Source organism: Lysinibacillus sp. NPDC097868 (assembly GCF_044761135.1).
GTDB lineage: Bacteria > Bacillota > Bacilli > Bacillales_A > Planococcaceae > Lysinibacillus.
Map to the genome: position 1 here is coordinate 16703 of NZ_JBIWBS010000002.1, position 13354 is coordinate 30056.

General features: G+C 39.4%; 14 protein-coding genes. 7 read left to right on the forward strand and 7 right to left on the reverse strand.

Annotated elements, in window-relative coordinates; genetic code table 11:
- Positions 1–277: 277 nt before the first annotated feature.
- Both ACIQXJ_RS14895 and ACIQXJ_RS14900 read right to left on the reverse strand, forming a co-directional pair.
- Positions 278–787, reverse strand: coding sequence for a hypothetical protein (locus ACIQXJ_RS14895; RefSeq protein ID WP_403055539.1), 510 nt, complete (start codon positions 785–787; stop codon positions 278–280).
- A 14-nt stretch (positions 788–801) separates the two neighbouring features.
- A complete protein-coding gene (locus ACIQXJ_RS14900) occupies positions 802–1491 on the reverse strand; it encodes a B3/B4 domain-containing protein (RefSeq protein ID WP_403055537.1) in 690 nt (229 codons plus the stop codon).
- A gap of 59 nt (positions 1492–1550) precedes the next feature.
- Here ACIQXJ_RS14900 and queG point away from each other — a divergent pair, with 59 nt between their 5' ends.
- Together queG and trmL are read left to right on the forward strand one after the other, a co-directional pair.
- Positions 1551–2681 (forward strand): tRNA epoxyqueuosine(34) reductase QueG, encoded by a 1131-nt coding sequence (queG, locus tag ACIQXJ_RS14905; RefSeq protein ID WP_403055535.1) that lies wholly within the window; start codon positions 1551–1553, stop codon positions 2679–2681.
- A gap of 14 nt (positions 2682–2695) precedes the next feature.
- A complete protein-coding gene (trmL, locus tag ACIQXJ_RS14910) occupies positions 2696–3169 on the forward strand; it encodes a tRNA (uridine(34)/cytosine(34)/5-carboxymethylaminomethyluridine(34)-2'-O)-methyltransferase TrmL (protein ID WP_049668897.1) in 474 nt (157 codons plus the stop codon).
- 254 nt (positions 3170–3423) lie between these two features.
- Here trmL and ACIQXJ_RS14915 read toward each other — a convergent pair whose 3' ends face one another.
- Both ACIQXJ_RS14915 and ACIQXJ_RS14920 read right to left on the reverse strand, forming a co-directional pair.
- Positions 3424–4458 (reverse strand): LLM class flavin-dependent oxidoreductase, encoded by a 1035-nt coding sequence (locus ACIQXJ_RS14915; protein WP_403055533.1) that lies wholly within the window; start codon positions 4456–4458, stop codon positions 3424–3426.
- Positions 4459–4470: 12 nt separating this feature from the next.
- The gene (locus tag ACIQXJ_RS14920; RefSeq protein WP_403055531.1) at positions 4471–5316 is read right to left on the reverse strand and encodes a VOC family protein; all 846 of its coding nucleotides are present in this window, start codon (positions 5314–5316) and stop codon (positions 4471–4473) included.
- 418 nt (positions 5317–5734) lie between these two features.
- Here ACIQXJ_RS14920 and ACIQXJ_RS14925 point away from each other — a divergent pair, with 418 nt between their 5' ends.
- Genes ACIQXJ_RS14925 through ACIQXJ_RS14935 form a run of 3 tightly spaced genes read left to right on the forward strand, consistent with a single transcriptional unit; the run spans position 5735 to position 7025 of the window.
- Complete coding sequence (locus tag ACIQXJ_RS14925) at positions 5735–5905, forward strand: hypothetical protein (protein ID WP_173479841.1); 171 nt, start codon at positions 5735–5737, stop codon at positions 5903–5905.
- 29 nt (positions 5906–5934) lie between these two features.
- Complete coding sequence (locus ACIQXJ_RS14930) at positions 5935–6189, forward strand: hypothetical protein (RefSeq protein ID WP_403055529.1); 255 nt, start codon at positions 5935–5937, stop codon at positions 6187–6189.
- Positions 6190–6194: 5 nt separating this feature from the next.
- The gene (locus tag ACIQXJ_RS14935; protein WP_403055527.1) at positions 6195–7025 is read left to right on the forward strand and encodes an aldo/keto reductase; all 831 of its coding nucleotides are present in this window, start codon (positions 6195–6197) and stop codon (positions 7023–7025) included.
- 50 nt (positions 7026–7075) lie between these two features.
- Here ACIQXJ_RS14935 and ACIQXJ_RS14940 read toward each other — a convergent pair whose 3' ends face one another.
- From ACIQXJ_RS14940 to ACIQXJ_RS14950, 3 genes are all read right to left on the reverse strand, one after another.
- Positions 7076–9250, reverse strand: a complete 2175-nt coding sequence (locus ACIQXJ_RS14940) for a 5'-nucleotidase C-terminal domain-containing protein (protein WP_403055525.1) — start codon at positions 9248–9250, stop codon at positions 7076–7078.
- A 285-nt stretch (positions 9251–9535) separates the two neighbouring features.
- Entirely contained in the window at positions 9536–10375 is an 840-nt protein-coding gene (locus ACIQXJ_RS14945) for an RluA family pseudouridine synthase (RefSeq protein ID WP_403055523.1), read from the reverse strand.
- A 223-nt stretch (positions 10376–10598) separates the two neighbouring features.
- Positions 10599–11024 carry a disulfide oxidoreductase gene (locus ACIQXJ_RS14950; RefSeq protein WP_401014346.1) on the reverse strand — a complete coding sequence of 142 codons (426 nt, stop codon included), beginning with the start codon at positions 11022–11024 and terminating at the stop codon, positions 10599–10601.
- A 234-nt stretch (positions 11025–11258) separates the two neighbouring features.
- Here ACIQXJ_RS14950 and ACIQXJ_RS14955 point away from each other — a divergent pair, with 234 nt between their 5' ends.
- Positions 11259–12374: a GAF domain-containing sensor histidine kinase gene (locus tag ACIQXJ_RS14955; protein ID WP_340822406.1), complete on the forward strand. Its 1116-nt coding sequence runs from the start codon at positions 11259–11261 to the stop codon at positions 12372–12374.
- Positions 12375–12387: 13 nt separating this feature from the next.
- Positions 12388–13035 carry a response regulator gene (locus ACIQXJ_RS14960; RefSeq protein ID WP_340822407.1) on the forward strand — a complete coding sequence of 216 codons (648 nt, stop codon included), beginning with the start codon at positions 12388–12390 and terminating at the stop codon, positions 13033–13035.
- The last annotated feature ends 319 nt before the right edge of the window (positions 13036–13354 follow it).

Genomic DNA, 13354 nt, shown 5'->3' on the forward strand with positions numbered 1-13354 from the left:
CCTATTGCTCCTTCCAATTGTACTAAATAAAGTTTGTCCAATTGATTGGCAAAATAGACATAAAAAAACTCTCCTGCACACAAGGTGCAAGAGAGTTTTCGGATGGCGTTTTTGAAATCATTATATGCTCGAGTTTTGTTATGCCTTTGCCAATGGTTGGTAATAGGTCATCGGTCATAAAGTAACAGGTCACATGTCATTGGTTTATTCTAGTTGTCTACCTAAGTAGTTTTGAAAACAGCCATCCGACTCGGTTTGGAGTCTCACCGCCCCGAGCTTAGAAATAGCGAGAATCATCAAATTGTATTTCAACGCTGTAGTTTTTGGCATTAATCAAATTAGAGAGCTTATGTGCTTCTTTTTCAAGTTGAAGAGAACGTTCACGGTACGCATCCGGTTCGTACATAGCAATATCATAGAGCATTGTACTTTCGCCATAACCCATGCGTACGCTTTCTTTCTCATGTGTGCCAAAATGTTTGCATAGTTCAGCTTCCGCGCGAAGCTGTGAAGCCAATTCTATGGCCTCTACAAGTGCGAGTTTCTCACCCTTAAAGTCTACTGTATTATTAATATTCGCCTCATAGACAAGACGATCTAATGTCCGTATATCAAGACGTACCTGAGCTAGCTCACCTTCAACAACAGTCATTGGACGATTGCTCGTTTTAGGTGCTTGTCCTTTTTCAACAGTCACAAAGGCACTACGGTGTAACTCACTAATAAGTTCCTGAACCTTTTTAGCTAAAATGCTTTTAAGTTTAACTGCTTCTGCAAGATTAATCATGAAAACACGTCCTTTTATAGAGTAGTAGATGGTGTTGTATTCGTTAAAAGGGCAATTTGATAGTCTCCACCATGAATTTGATTGAACATTTTACCGGCAGACGCAAGAAGCTTTTGCGCATCTTCAGTTGAAAGGGAAGGGCGAAGATAGAAAATATGTAAAGCTTCAGTTGTCGCCTCGGAGACTGCCGTACGTTTTGAATCGACGAACGGTGAACCAAATGGTCCCTCCTCATCACGACTACAAAGTATATGATTTAACGTATTAAAGCGTCCATTTAAGCCTTCATAGCCGGTTTCTTCATTGCCAAGTGCAATTTCTACGTTACCTTTAAGATGAGCTAGATTATAGATGCCAACGGGAATTTCATATTGAAGAGAGAAAAAATTATTTACATCTACACCTGAATGAAACGGTGTTAAATAATTTTGCTTACTAACTCTGCGCATTAAGCTTTCTGCCGAGTGTCGATAACGGTTCGGATCTGCGCCAAGCTTTTTCCAAAGTTGTCGCCATTCTGCAATGCCTGAGCGCTCTGTTACAGGTTGTTCCTGCATTTCTAAATAGAGGTTTTCTTGATACAATTGCAGGCGACCTTTAATCATTTGGGGCGATTCTGCTACGACAATTTTGGTATAATGAATAATGCCGATTTTCAGCTCTGGAAGTTGCGTTAACAACGATGGATTAAGTGATACTTCCATAAAAAATCACCTACTTTATTTATTTTAATTATTATATCATGTAAGGAGTTGGAAATAAAATGAACATACATGACCTGCAACGAGAATTTGTGGCGTATGCAATGTCCATTGGCGTTGATAAAATAGGTTTCACAACGGCAGCTCCCTTTACAGAATTAAAGAATAGACTGCGTCGTCAACAGGAGCTTGGTTTCCAATCAGGTTTTGAAGAGAGCGATATTGAAAAACGAACGGAACCCCTTCAATTGTTAGATAGTGCAGAAAGTATTGTTGCTATAGCCGTCGCATATCCTTCACGGATGAAAGATGCGCCGACTGGTAAAAAAGGTGCTCGACGGGGCATATTTTGCAGAGCATCTTGGGGCGTCGATTATCATACTGCATTACGAGAGCGCTTGGCATTACTAGCAGCTTGGCTGGAAGAACGCGTGCCCAATGTGCGCATTGAGTCGATGGTAGATACAGGTGCACTTGTAGATAGGGCAGTAGCAGAGCGTGCAGGTATTGGCTGGAGCGGGAAAAACTGCTCAATTATTACTCCAGAGTTTGGCTCATATGTATATTTAGGGGAACTAGTGACAAATATCCCATTTTCGCCAGATAAGCCAATGGAAGATGAATGTAGTGATTGCCGTTTATGCTTGGATGTTTGTCCAACAGGTGCGTTAATCGAAGGTGGGCAGCTAAATTCACAGCGTTGCATTGCCTTTTTAACACAAACGAAAGGGTATCTTCCAGACGAATTCCGCTCACATATAGGGAACCGCTTATATGGCTGCGATACTTGCCAAACAGTTTGTCCCAAAAATAAAGGGAAAATCAATTGGATACATGAGGAATTTAAGCCTGATCCAGAGCTTGCTAAGCCATTACTAACACCCCTTTTAACAATTTCCAATCGGGAGTTCAAAGATAAGTTTGGACATGTTTCGGGCTCATGGCGCGGTAAAAAACCAATTCAACGCAATGCCATTTTAGCGTTAGCCCATTTTAAAGAGGAAGCGGCAGTACCTGATTTAATTGGTCTTCTAGAAAAAGATGAACGACCAGTTATTCGCGGAACGGCTGCATGGGCATTAGGAAAGATTGGCGGGGAGCAAGCAGAAATAGCGTTACTTGCTGCAAAGAAAAAGGAACAAGACGAGGAAGTACTCGTTGAGATAAACAAAGGATTACAATTTTTTAGCTAAGGAAGTGTTTCGTTATGCCATTGCATATCGTTTTATATCAACCAGAAATTCCAGCCAATACAGGGAATATTGCACGTACTTGTGCTGGTACTAATACCTCACTACATTTAATTCGTCCACTTGGCTTTTCGACGGATGATAAAATGCTAAAACGTGCTGGCTTGGATTACTGGCATAGTGTCAATGTGGTGTACCACGATTCACTTGAGGATTTTTTAGAAGCATCTAAAAATGGTGACGTGTATTTAATTGAAACATATAGTGAAGAACCGTTTACTACACATGATTTTAGTGATAAAGATCGGGATATCTACTTTATGTTTGGAAAAGAAACGACAGGTTTGCCTAAAGATTTTGCTTATGAACGCAAAGATATGTGCCTACGAATTCCACAAAGTGAACATGTACGTTCATTGAATTTATCAAATACTGCTGCGATCGTTATTTACGAGGCTCTACGACAACAGGGCTACCCAGGTTTACACTAAGAAAAGAGAAAAAGTGTTAGATTGACTGTAATCAATCTAACACTTTTTTGCTTCAGCAGAGTGCACAAGTTGATGGTAGCGAAGGCGGTGACTCCTGCGGTAACGCATGCAAAGTAAGACGCAACAAACCGCGCGTTAGCGAGGGTTGCGGCTTACGGTGTGCCCGCGGAAGGCATCCGCCGTAGCGGACTTCAACTATAGCAAAAATTACGAACATCTTTGCCCATGTGTCCTAGCCTCTTTTTTAAATTGAATTACTCTTTTAGTGCTTTATTGACCGCTGGCATAATTTGAGTTCCTAGAAGCTCAATAGATTTAGCTACTTGTTTAAATGGTACTGCACCAATATCGAGCTGTGCCATAAAGCGGGAATGACCAAATATTTCATGCTGCATTAATATCTTTTCAATGATTTCATTCGGGCTACCAACAAATAGAGCATTGTGGCCAGCCGTCATGCCTTCAAAGCCTTCTTTAGATAAATGATAACGCATACCGCGCTGTGCATTAACATAATGCCAATAATTTGAGTAATGCGGATAAAATTCTTCCTTAGCCTGCACTAAGCTTTCGGCAAAGTAAGAGTGACCAGATACTGTGATTTTCGCTTTATTCATATCATGTCCTGCTGTGTGCAATGCTTCACGATATGCATCAACTAAATGCTTAAAGCGGCTTGGATCTCCGCCTAAAATTGCTAAGTTTAAGCCAACTCCATACCGTCCCGCGCGAATAGCACTTTCAGGTGTTCCACCAACTCCAACATGAATAGGGATTTCACGACTAGCACGTGGTGCAATCTCAGCATTTTGAAGCGGTTTGCGATAATGTCCGCTCCACGTTACACGCTCTTCTTTGTTTAATTTTAAAAGTAACGCCAAGTTTTCCTCAAAGAGTGCATCATAATTATCCACATCATAGCCGAACAGCGGGAAAGATTCGATAAACGCTCCTCGTCCAGCGGCAATTTCTGCTCGACCATTTGATAATAAATCGAGTGTTGCGAAATCTTCGTATAAGCGTACGGGATCAACCGTACTAAGCACAGTCGTCGTACTCATTAATTGAATGTTTTTTGTTCGCTGTGATAGCGCTGATAATACAACGGGTACGGCTGAAATGGCATAATCTAAACGATGATGCTCTCCAACACCAAATACTTGAAGACCTGCTTCATCAGCTAGTTGCCCGTATTGCATAACTTCATCTAGTCGTTCCTTAACACTTGGCATATCGCCATTCACTGGATTTTTCCCGATATCTGCTAATGTATATACACCAAATTCCATAAGATAGCCTCCTTAAAATTTCAGTAAAATAACATTACCAGCAGGATCCTCTGTTTGGAAACCGCCATTAATATCAGTAACAGTCGCTCCAATTTGGCATAAGTTTGCTTTTAATTTATTTGCCTGCACTTCATTATCCAAACGAAGCGTATATGATTTTAAACCAATTTGATTTTCCCCAAGATTTGGTGCGCCTTCAGAATACCAAGTATTTAAGCCGATATGATGATGATAACGTCCCGTAGATATAAATAATGCTTGCTCACCATAGCGTGTGACAATGTCAAAGCCTAAGCCTTTTGTATAAAACACCTCAGCAGCAGCCAAGTTTGATACAGATAAATGAATATGGCCCATTACTGTATTAGCAGGAAGCCCTTCCCATGAACCATTAGCTTCTACTAATATTGCAGGAATATTAAGTGGCTCAGTTACCATATGCACTTGGTCGTTTCGCCAAGTCCAGTCATTTTCAGGACGATCTACATAAATTTCAATACCATTTTCGTCTGGATCGCGTAAATAAAGTGCTTCACTTACATCGTGATCAGATGCGCCAAAGTACACACTCGATTGACGGAAATGAGTAATTATATTTGCTAAATCACGACGTGTTGGTAACAGTAATGCAAAGTGATAAAGCCCACTTGTAGTGCGCGATTTTTGCTCAACTGTTTCTAGCTGAACAATAGTTAGCAATGCTGTTTCACCATCAGCAGTTAAGGTAGCTCGAGTAGATTCCTGTTGTAAAACTTTAAAGCCAATAATTTCTTTATAGTATGTTAGTGAGCGTTGTAAATCACTTACTTTAATTTCAACATTAGTAACATATGTGTTCGGTTTTTCATGAAAATGCATAGAAGCAAACCTCCAATTATTAGTTATGATTAATCATCTAGTTACTTTATGTAAGTAAGTATATTTAATAAAGTAATAGAAGTCAAGTAATTATGAAGCCCAAAAAAAGAAGTAACCACAATGGCTACTTCTAAAAATAAGAAAATCACTAAGTATTATACTTAGTGATTTTCTTGAGCATTATTTGTCCGCTTTGTAGTCGCCTTCGTACCCAGCAGTGAAAATAGCAGCTAAGAAAGCAACAGTTACACCAATAATTAATAATAACTTCATGGAAGAACCCTCCTCATGTTTATAAGCAAATCTCTTTTTAGTATAGCCTATCTACTTTAAAAATGAAACGTCCTTGCTAAATAAAATATGTCAGAAATGGTTCAGACTTTAATATTTCGGGAAAACTATTATAGAGGTGATAAAAATGGAAAAAAAGGTTCCAAATATAGAAAACGGCACAATGGCGAGAAATTTTAAAGAGTTGCAAGATCTTGGTAAACAAATGGAGCATCTCCGTGATGGTCAAGAACTTGCCGAGGATGACCGTATTGCAGACCCGATTCAGGTAGATGAAGAACCCGAAGACAAGCAATAGGAAAGCCTCTCTCAGAGCAGGCGTAGATAGTGATGGTAAAAGTTGATTCCGCGGAGCAAGGCGAGAATTCCGTGAAGCAAGGCAAGAATTCCGCGGAGCAGAGTGAGAATTCCGCGGAGCAAGGTAAGTATTCCGCGGAGCAGAGTGAGAATTCCGCGGAGCAGGGCAAGGATTCCGCGGAGCAAGGTGAGGATTCCGCGGACAGTTCAAAATACCCGGGCAAGAAAAACAATATTTTTAATCCAATTTTTTGTATAATGAAACTAGGAAAAGAAAGGGGCTGATGTTTTTGAATTTACAAACAACAAAAACGTTAACAAATGGTATTGAGATGCCTCGCTTTGGTCTAGGCGTATACAAAATGACAGAACGTGATGAAACGTTGCAGGCTATTGATAAGGCGTTGAAAGTTGGCTATCGTGCGATTGATACTGCTTCGTTATATGGTAATGAGGCAGAGGTGGGTGAGGCGATTCGCCACTCAGGCATTAAACGCGAGGATATTTTTGTGACGACAAAGGTTTGGAATACTGACCAAGGATATGATGCGACGCTACGTGCTTTTGAAGTATCATTGAAAAAATTAAATATGGATTATTTGGATTTATATTTAACGCATTGGGTAGTGCCTGAAACATTTGAGGAAACATATAGAGCGATTGAACGTTTGTATGATGAGAAGTTACTACGAGCAACAGGTGTGTCGAATCATCATGAACATCACCTGCAAAAATTATTATCAAAAGCTAATATTGCGCCCATGGTCAATCAGGTAGAATTGCACCCGTACTTACAACAAGATGCATTAAAGGCATTTTGTGCAGAGCATGGAATTGCTGTTACAGCATGGTCACCGTTAGGTCGCGGAGGGGTGTTGGATAATCCAACAATTATCGAAATTGCACAGGAGCTAGGGAAGTCAGCTGCACAAGTAGTGCTTCGTTGGCATTTGCAAAAGGATACACTGATTATTCCAAAATCAGTGACACCAAGTCGTATTGAGGAGAATGCACAAATATACGATTTTGAATTAACGCAGGCACAGATGGATAAAATGGCAACGTTAAATCGTAATCAACGTTTTGGGCAAGATCCAGATAATTTTAAATTTAATTTTTAACCATAGAAAATCCCGCTATCAAACTTATTGAAGCGGGATTTTGTGTAGTATTATTTAGATTCTTTTACATAAGGAATGTAGTTTGAAAGCATTTTTGCCATATGTGCACGTGTAGCATTGTTATTTGGCATGAATTTGCCATTTGAACCGCTAGCAATTTTTAAATCTTGCATAAGGGCGATAGCGTTTTGTGTTTCTTCATTGTATTTAGAAATATCGCTGAAATCAGCAGTTAATCCAGTTTTTGCATCATGTTGTAAGTTATAAGCACGTGCAAACATTAAAGCAAGCTGAGAACGAGTTACTTTTGCTGTAGGATTGAATTTGCCATTTTGACCTTGTACAATTCCTGCTTCTGCAAGTGCAGTAATCTCTTTTTGTGTCGCTGCTTCTAAACTAGTAATATCTGAGAATGTTGCTTCACCTTTTGCTTCAAGTTTTAATACACGAGCAATAAATGATGCAGCTTGTGCACGAGTTAAGTTAGCATTTGGTGAATATGTTGTTGCAGATGTACCTTGAGTTAAATCACGGTAGTAAAGATCACGAACGTAACCTTCAGTTTCAGAGCCTTTTGCAATATCAGTAAATGGAATTGTAGCGATAATGCGACCTTCCACTTTAGCGTCTACTTTTTTAAGTGTGTTTAAATGATCGATAAACATTTCAAAGTCAATTGTACCAGGTTCACTTACACGGCCGTCTGCGTAAGCTTTTGCTAGTGTTTCATAGCCGTCGCCACCTTTAGCAGTGAATGTGTTTGTTGCACCTTTATAGTAAGCTGCTTTATCAAGCTCTTTACCATTTAATTTAATAGATTTAACGCGTTTGCCAGCTGGGGCTTTACCATCAAATTCTACTTGTAGGCCAGAGAAATGTAGGAAGCCACCTGATTCTTTCGGGAACTCTTTAACACTATGTTCAGCAATTTCATAGAGTTCTGTACCAGTTAATTTTACGATACCAAGTGCATTACCGAAAGGCATTACTGTCATTACTTCACCAACAGTGATATCTCCTGCGTCAATGCTCGCACGGATACCGCCACCGTTTTGGAATGCGAATTGTACTTCTGGGTCAATCTTTTTAGCTCCAGCAAGCATACCGTCTGTAATAACGTTACCTAGATTCGTTTCACCAGCACGAACACCCCAAAGTCCACGTTTACCATCAAGTTCTGTAACAGCAGTGTTGCCTGTTGATTGTTGTTTAACTGCTTCGATTTTGGCACTATATGGTGCTAATAATTTAGCTGCTTCAGCGTCTGCTGCTACAGGATTTTCTTTATCATTTAAAGCATGTAATTGGCCGAAGTATTCAACAACAGCACCGTTATCATCAAATGTTAAATCAAGCTCCCCTAAGTTTTCGCTGTATTGACCAGTTTGTACGATAATTGTTGGGTTTTTGAATGATGTTTCTGCTTTCACAGCTTTATCTAATTTAGTATGTGTATGACCGCCAACGATTACATCGATTCCTTCTACTGCTGCTGCAAGTAATTGGTCATTATCGAAGTCTTTAGAGTCATCAAAGCCAATGTGTGTAAGAGCAATAATTTTATTTACGCCTTTTTTTTCAAAATCTGCTACTGCTTTTTTCGCAGAGTCGATGTAGTTAGCAAATTGTACGTTTGCAACACTTGAAATTGAAGGTGTTTCTTCAGTTGTTAAGCCGAAAATACCAACTTTTTCTCCATCTATATCTTTAATAATACCGTTATAGATTTTGCCGTTTTGGAAATCTTCTGCAACTGTTTTGAATTGTAAGCCATCAAATAATGGATCCTTTGAGAAATCTAGGTTACCGCCTAGTAATGGGAATTCTGCACCTTTAACAAAATTTGCAAGAGCGGCATGTCCTTCTGGGCTTGATCCTAAATCGAACTCATGGTTACCAAATGTCATAGCATCGTAGCCCATTAAGTTCATTAACTTCATATCAACCTCTCCAGTGAATTGATTGAAGTATAGAGTACCAGAGAATACGTCCCCTGCATCTAATAGTAATGAGTTTGCATTAGCAGCACGTAATTCTTTTATTTTTGTTGCTCGTTGTGGTGCTGCCTCAACGTGTGCATGTGTGTCATTAGAGTGCAGAATTGTTAAATTGAAACCGTCCTTTGTAGCAGTTGGCGCAGATTCTGCCGCATGTGCAGCAAATCCAGGTGTAGCTAGTAAACTTGCAACTAGAGTTGTTGCCGCAATACTTTTAACCCATTTCATAATAATGATTTCCTCCCTCATTTATATGTCAGATGACTGACAATTTACTCTATTCTAACATGAAAGAAATCTATCGTCATTACCAATATTGGAAAATCAATATTAAAATTATTGTAAAAAATAGATGAAGAAAATATGAATTCGTAAATTTATACTTTAAATAGAAGAAAAACCAAAAAACGGATTAAGTTGAAACAGCTTATAATCACTAAATCTATTATAAAGTAATTTTTTCCATAAAAAAAAGTACAAACCATGACTTTGGTTTGTACTGCTTCTTTGTACCTATTCTTTGTCTTTTACTATAATTAATTTATTTAAAAATGGGTGTTCAAATTCCAATTGAATAGCATGTAATTCATAATCATCGCTAGCTGTTTCGCGCGCGCCATACATCGTATCTCCGATAATAGGATGACCGATATGTGCCATGTGTACACGAATTTGGTGTGTACGACCTGTTTCTAAAACAAGGTGGACAACACAAGAATGTTTATAGCGTGCAACAACTTCATAGTGTGTTACAGCATGTTGACCTGTGTTTGATACGACACGTCGTGTTGGGTGATGGCGGTCTTTACCAATAGACTCAGCGATAGTCCCCGATGTAGTACGGAGATTTCCTTGCACCTCTGCAGCGTACGTACGAATAATAGTTTTTTCTTCAATCATACGATCAAAAATTGATTTTGCCAGTGGATGCTTTGCAACTAAAAGTAAACCCTCTGTCCCTTTATCAAGGCGATGAACATGCTCTGCATAGTCTCGACCTTGTTCTTTCATATATGCCATTACATGATTCATACAAGTGTGAGTATCGCGGTCGTCATTAGGATGAGTGGACATGCCCTTTGGTTTAGAAACAATTAAACAGTGATCATCTTCATACACAACATCAATCGCACAAACAGGTGTCGGTTTATAGCTAGAGGCAGGAATAGGAAATGAAAATTTAATGAGTGTTCCTGCTGGAAGTGGCTCCTTCCATAGTAGTGGTTCTCCATCAAGTGAAGTGACTGCCTTTTCCATACGTAATTCGTGAACTAACTTTTTGCCTAGTCGCCAATGATTACGTAGCAGCTCCTCGACCGTTGTATTATTGTCTTTTATTTCATATTGAAACATCTATTTTCCTCCGTAGAATGAGGGCTATCGAAGCACCCTTGCTCATTTTTTAAGATTTTAGTACAAAAAAATCCGCTCCCTTTCTGCAGAAGGACGATTCACAAGATACCAGATGTTAAAGCCACTGGATAATCTGGCTTGAATCGCTATCCCACAGGCAAATCGCGAATTTTTTGTCGGACATTATGTTAAAGCTAAAAACGTACTTATCGTTCTTGTTACATTATTTTGCAGTTTTTAACGTTTTGATTAAATAGAAGCTTGCGCCTGCAATTAAAATAAACGCTGTTAATGCTAAAAACGGGATTGTAATGAAACCAAGCCAGTTTATGTATTGACCCGTGCAAGATACGGCGCCACAAGAAGGAGCAGAAGCAGCTAAGAAGCTTAGTTTCTGAATCCCATAATGATAAAGTGATACAGAGCCACCTATAACGGCGAATACTGCCGTTGTTACAGCTATGCGTGGATTTTTTTGAATAAAGGCAATAGTGGTCATTATTGCTATTGGATACATAAAAATACGTTGAATCCAACACATTTTACAAGGCTCGTAGTGACGAAACTCAGAAAAATATAGTGAGCCTAGTGTTGCAACGACAGAGACAATCCAAATAAACAATAAGCTATTTTCCTCTTTTTTTGACATATAAAAACTCCCTTTATGATAACGATGTACTTGTTACGATTATATGTGTTTTGAATTTAGAAGTAAAATGTTTCAATTAAAGAGTTTCTCTATTGCTCCTAGTCAGTACGTTCAAACAATTACAAATAAAAAACAATGGAAATTCAGTCTAAAGTATGAACGGCTTAGGCAGACACCTTTGACTTGGAAATGTTATCATTAAAATAAGTAATGCCAATAAAAAGAGGTGTTTTTGTGAGAGAGAACGAGCACTCCAATATTAGTATTTTAAAAGAAATTGCTGAGTTACTGAATGAAGAAACAGAAATAATCACTACCTTAAAAGGCGCGCTTGTAAAGTTTTTAAATGGTACAAATTTTGAAACGGGCTGGATATTTTTTATTGATGAAAAGGGACGATCAGAGCTTGTTGTCCATGAAAATTTACCAGAGGCACTTGAACATAAAAATTGCCACTACTTAAAAAAGGGAGGCTGCTGGTGTGTATCCCGTTATCGAAATGAAGAATTAAAAAAAGCTTCTAATATTATTGAATGTCAACGTATCGAAAGTGCAATTGCTGCAAATGTTGGCGATCACGAAGGAATTACACATCATGCAACGGTCCCTCTGCAATCTGGCCAGGAACGATTTGGTGTTTTGAATGTAGCATCAAAGAATACGGTGCGTTTTTCAGAAGAAGAGCTAGCATTACTGGAATCGGTTGCCTTTCAAATGGGCTCTGCCATTAAGCGTATATTATTGACAAAGCAGGAGCAGGAAATGGCATTAGTGAAGGAGCGTAATCGTCTGGCGCGGGACTTACATGATTCTGTTAATCAGCTTCTTTTCTCCGTAACATTAACGGCGAGGGCTGGCATTGAGATGAGTAACGACACTGAGGTAAAGGAAACATTTAAGGAGATACAGCATTTAACACAAGATGCTTTAACAGAAATGCGTGCACTCATTTGGCAACTGCGACCAAAAGGTTTAGAGAATGGACTGTTAGAAGCGATAAAAGTGTATGCTGAAATGCTCGGATTAAAGCTACATGTAACCGTATCTGGTGTTTTACAATTTCCATCTCGTATAGAAGAAACACTGTTCCGTGTAGCACAAGAGGCGCTTAATAATGTGCGTCGCCATGCTGGTGTACTCGAAGCGGCACTTTATATTACGGTAACAGCTACTGATATATTATTAGTCATTCGTGATGAGGGACGAGGGTTTGTTATTGACCATAATACAAAGCTCCTTTCGATAGGCTTACAATCGATAAAAGATCGAGCTAAATCGGTGGGGGGTACAGCTGACTGGGTTAGCGAAATTGGCAAGGGAACGGAGCTGCTAATCCGCTTGCCATATTGAGGGGGGAATAAAAATGATTCGTGTACTAATTGCAGATGATCATCATGTAGTCCGACGAGGATTATTATTTTTTTTAAAGACACAGAAAGATATTGAGGTTGTGGGGGAAGCGAAAAATGGTGTGGAAGCAGTCGCGCTAGCTGAAAGCATACAGCCAGATATTATCTTAATGGATTTAGTAATGCCTGAAATGGATGGTATTCAAGCAACGAAGCGCATAAAATCTAAGTTTCCACACATCGAAATTTTAATGTTAACGAGCTTCTCTGATCGAGATCATGTTGTGCCAGCGATGGAAGCTGGGGCAGCGGGATATCAGCTAAAGGATATTGAACCAGATGAGTTAGTATCATCGATTCGCCGTATTATGCAGGGTGAACACACATTACATCCAGAAGCAACTTCAACACTGGAGATGGATCGCCAAGAATCAGAAAATGCACTACATGTTTTAAATCCGCTAACTCCACGTGAGCAAGACGTACTTGCAGAGCTTACAAAGGGAAAAAGTAACCGAGAAATTGCATCATCATTATTTGTTACTGAAAAAACAGTAAAAACGCATATTTCCAATATTTTCACGAAGCTACAAGTACAAGATCGGACACAAGCCGCACTCTATGCAGTAAAGCATGGATTGACCGAAGGCAGCGGCCAGTAGGTAATAAATAAACGTGGCCGGGACAAATCATTAAAATTTTTAAAAGAGAAACAAACTGTTAGCTTATCCGCTATGCAAAATGGATGAAGCCTTAGCTATTCTTACTTTTGCAATAAAAAATTAGAAGAATGCACTAGTTGATGGCAGCGTAGGCGGTGACTCCTGCGGGAACAGCACACAGCGTAAGACGCAACAGACCGCGCGTTAGCGAGGGTTGCGACTTACGGTGTGCCCGCGGAAAGCAACCGCCGTAGCGGACACCAACGACATTGCAAAAAAACGTGTTAGATTGATGGCATTTTTCCCGCTATGCAAAATG

Bases quoted from the DNA above. Each gene is read 5' to 3' on its own strand.
- ACIQXJ_RS14950 (WP_401014346.1), bottom strand. From the start codon at position 11,024: ATGTCAAAAAAAGAGGAAAATAGCTTATTGTTTATTTGGATTGTCTCT.
- trmL (WP_049668897.1), top strand. From the start codon at position 2,696: ATGCCATTGCATATCGTTTTATATCAACCAGAAATTCCAGCCAATACA.
- ACIQXJ_RS14940 (WP_403055525.1), bottom strand. From the start codon at position 9,250: ATGAAATGGGTTAAAAGTATTGCGGCAACAACTCTAGTTGCAAGTTTA.
- ACIQXJ_RS14895 (WP_403055539.1), bottom strand. From the start codon at position 787: ATGATTAATCTTGCAGAAGCAGTTAAACTTAAAAGCATTTTAGCTAAA.
- queG (WP_403055535.1), top strand. From the start codon at position 1,551: ATGAACATACATGACCTGCAACGAGAATTTGTGGCGTATGCAATGTCC.
- ACIQXJ_RS14945 (WP_403055523.1), bottom strand. From the start codon at position 10,375: ATGTTTCAATATGAAATAAAAGACAATAATACAACGGTCGAGGAGCTG.
- ACIQXJ_RS14920 (WP_403055531.1), bottom strand. From the start codon at position 5,316: ATGCATTTTCATGAAAAACCGAACACATATGTTACTAATGTTGAAATT.
- ACIQXJ_RS14960 (WP_340822407.1), top strand. From the start codon at position 12,388: ATGATTCGTGTACTAATTGCAGATGATCATCATGTAGTCCGACGAGGA.
- ACIQXJ_RS14925 (WP_173479841.1), top strand. From the start codon at position 5,735: ATGGAAAAAAAGGTTCCAAATATAGAAAACGGCACAATGGCGAGAAAT.
- ACIQXJ_RS14900 (WP_403055537.1), bottom strand. From the start codon at position 1,491: ATGGAAGTATCACTTAATCCATCGTTGTTAACGCAACTTCCAGAGCTG.
- ACIQXJ_RS14915 (WP_403055533.1), bottom strand. From the start codon at position 4,458: ATGGAATTTGGTGTATATACATTAGCAGATATCGGGAAAAATCCAGTG.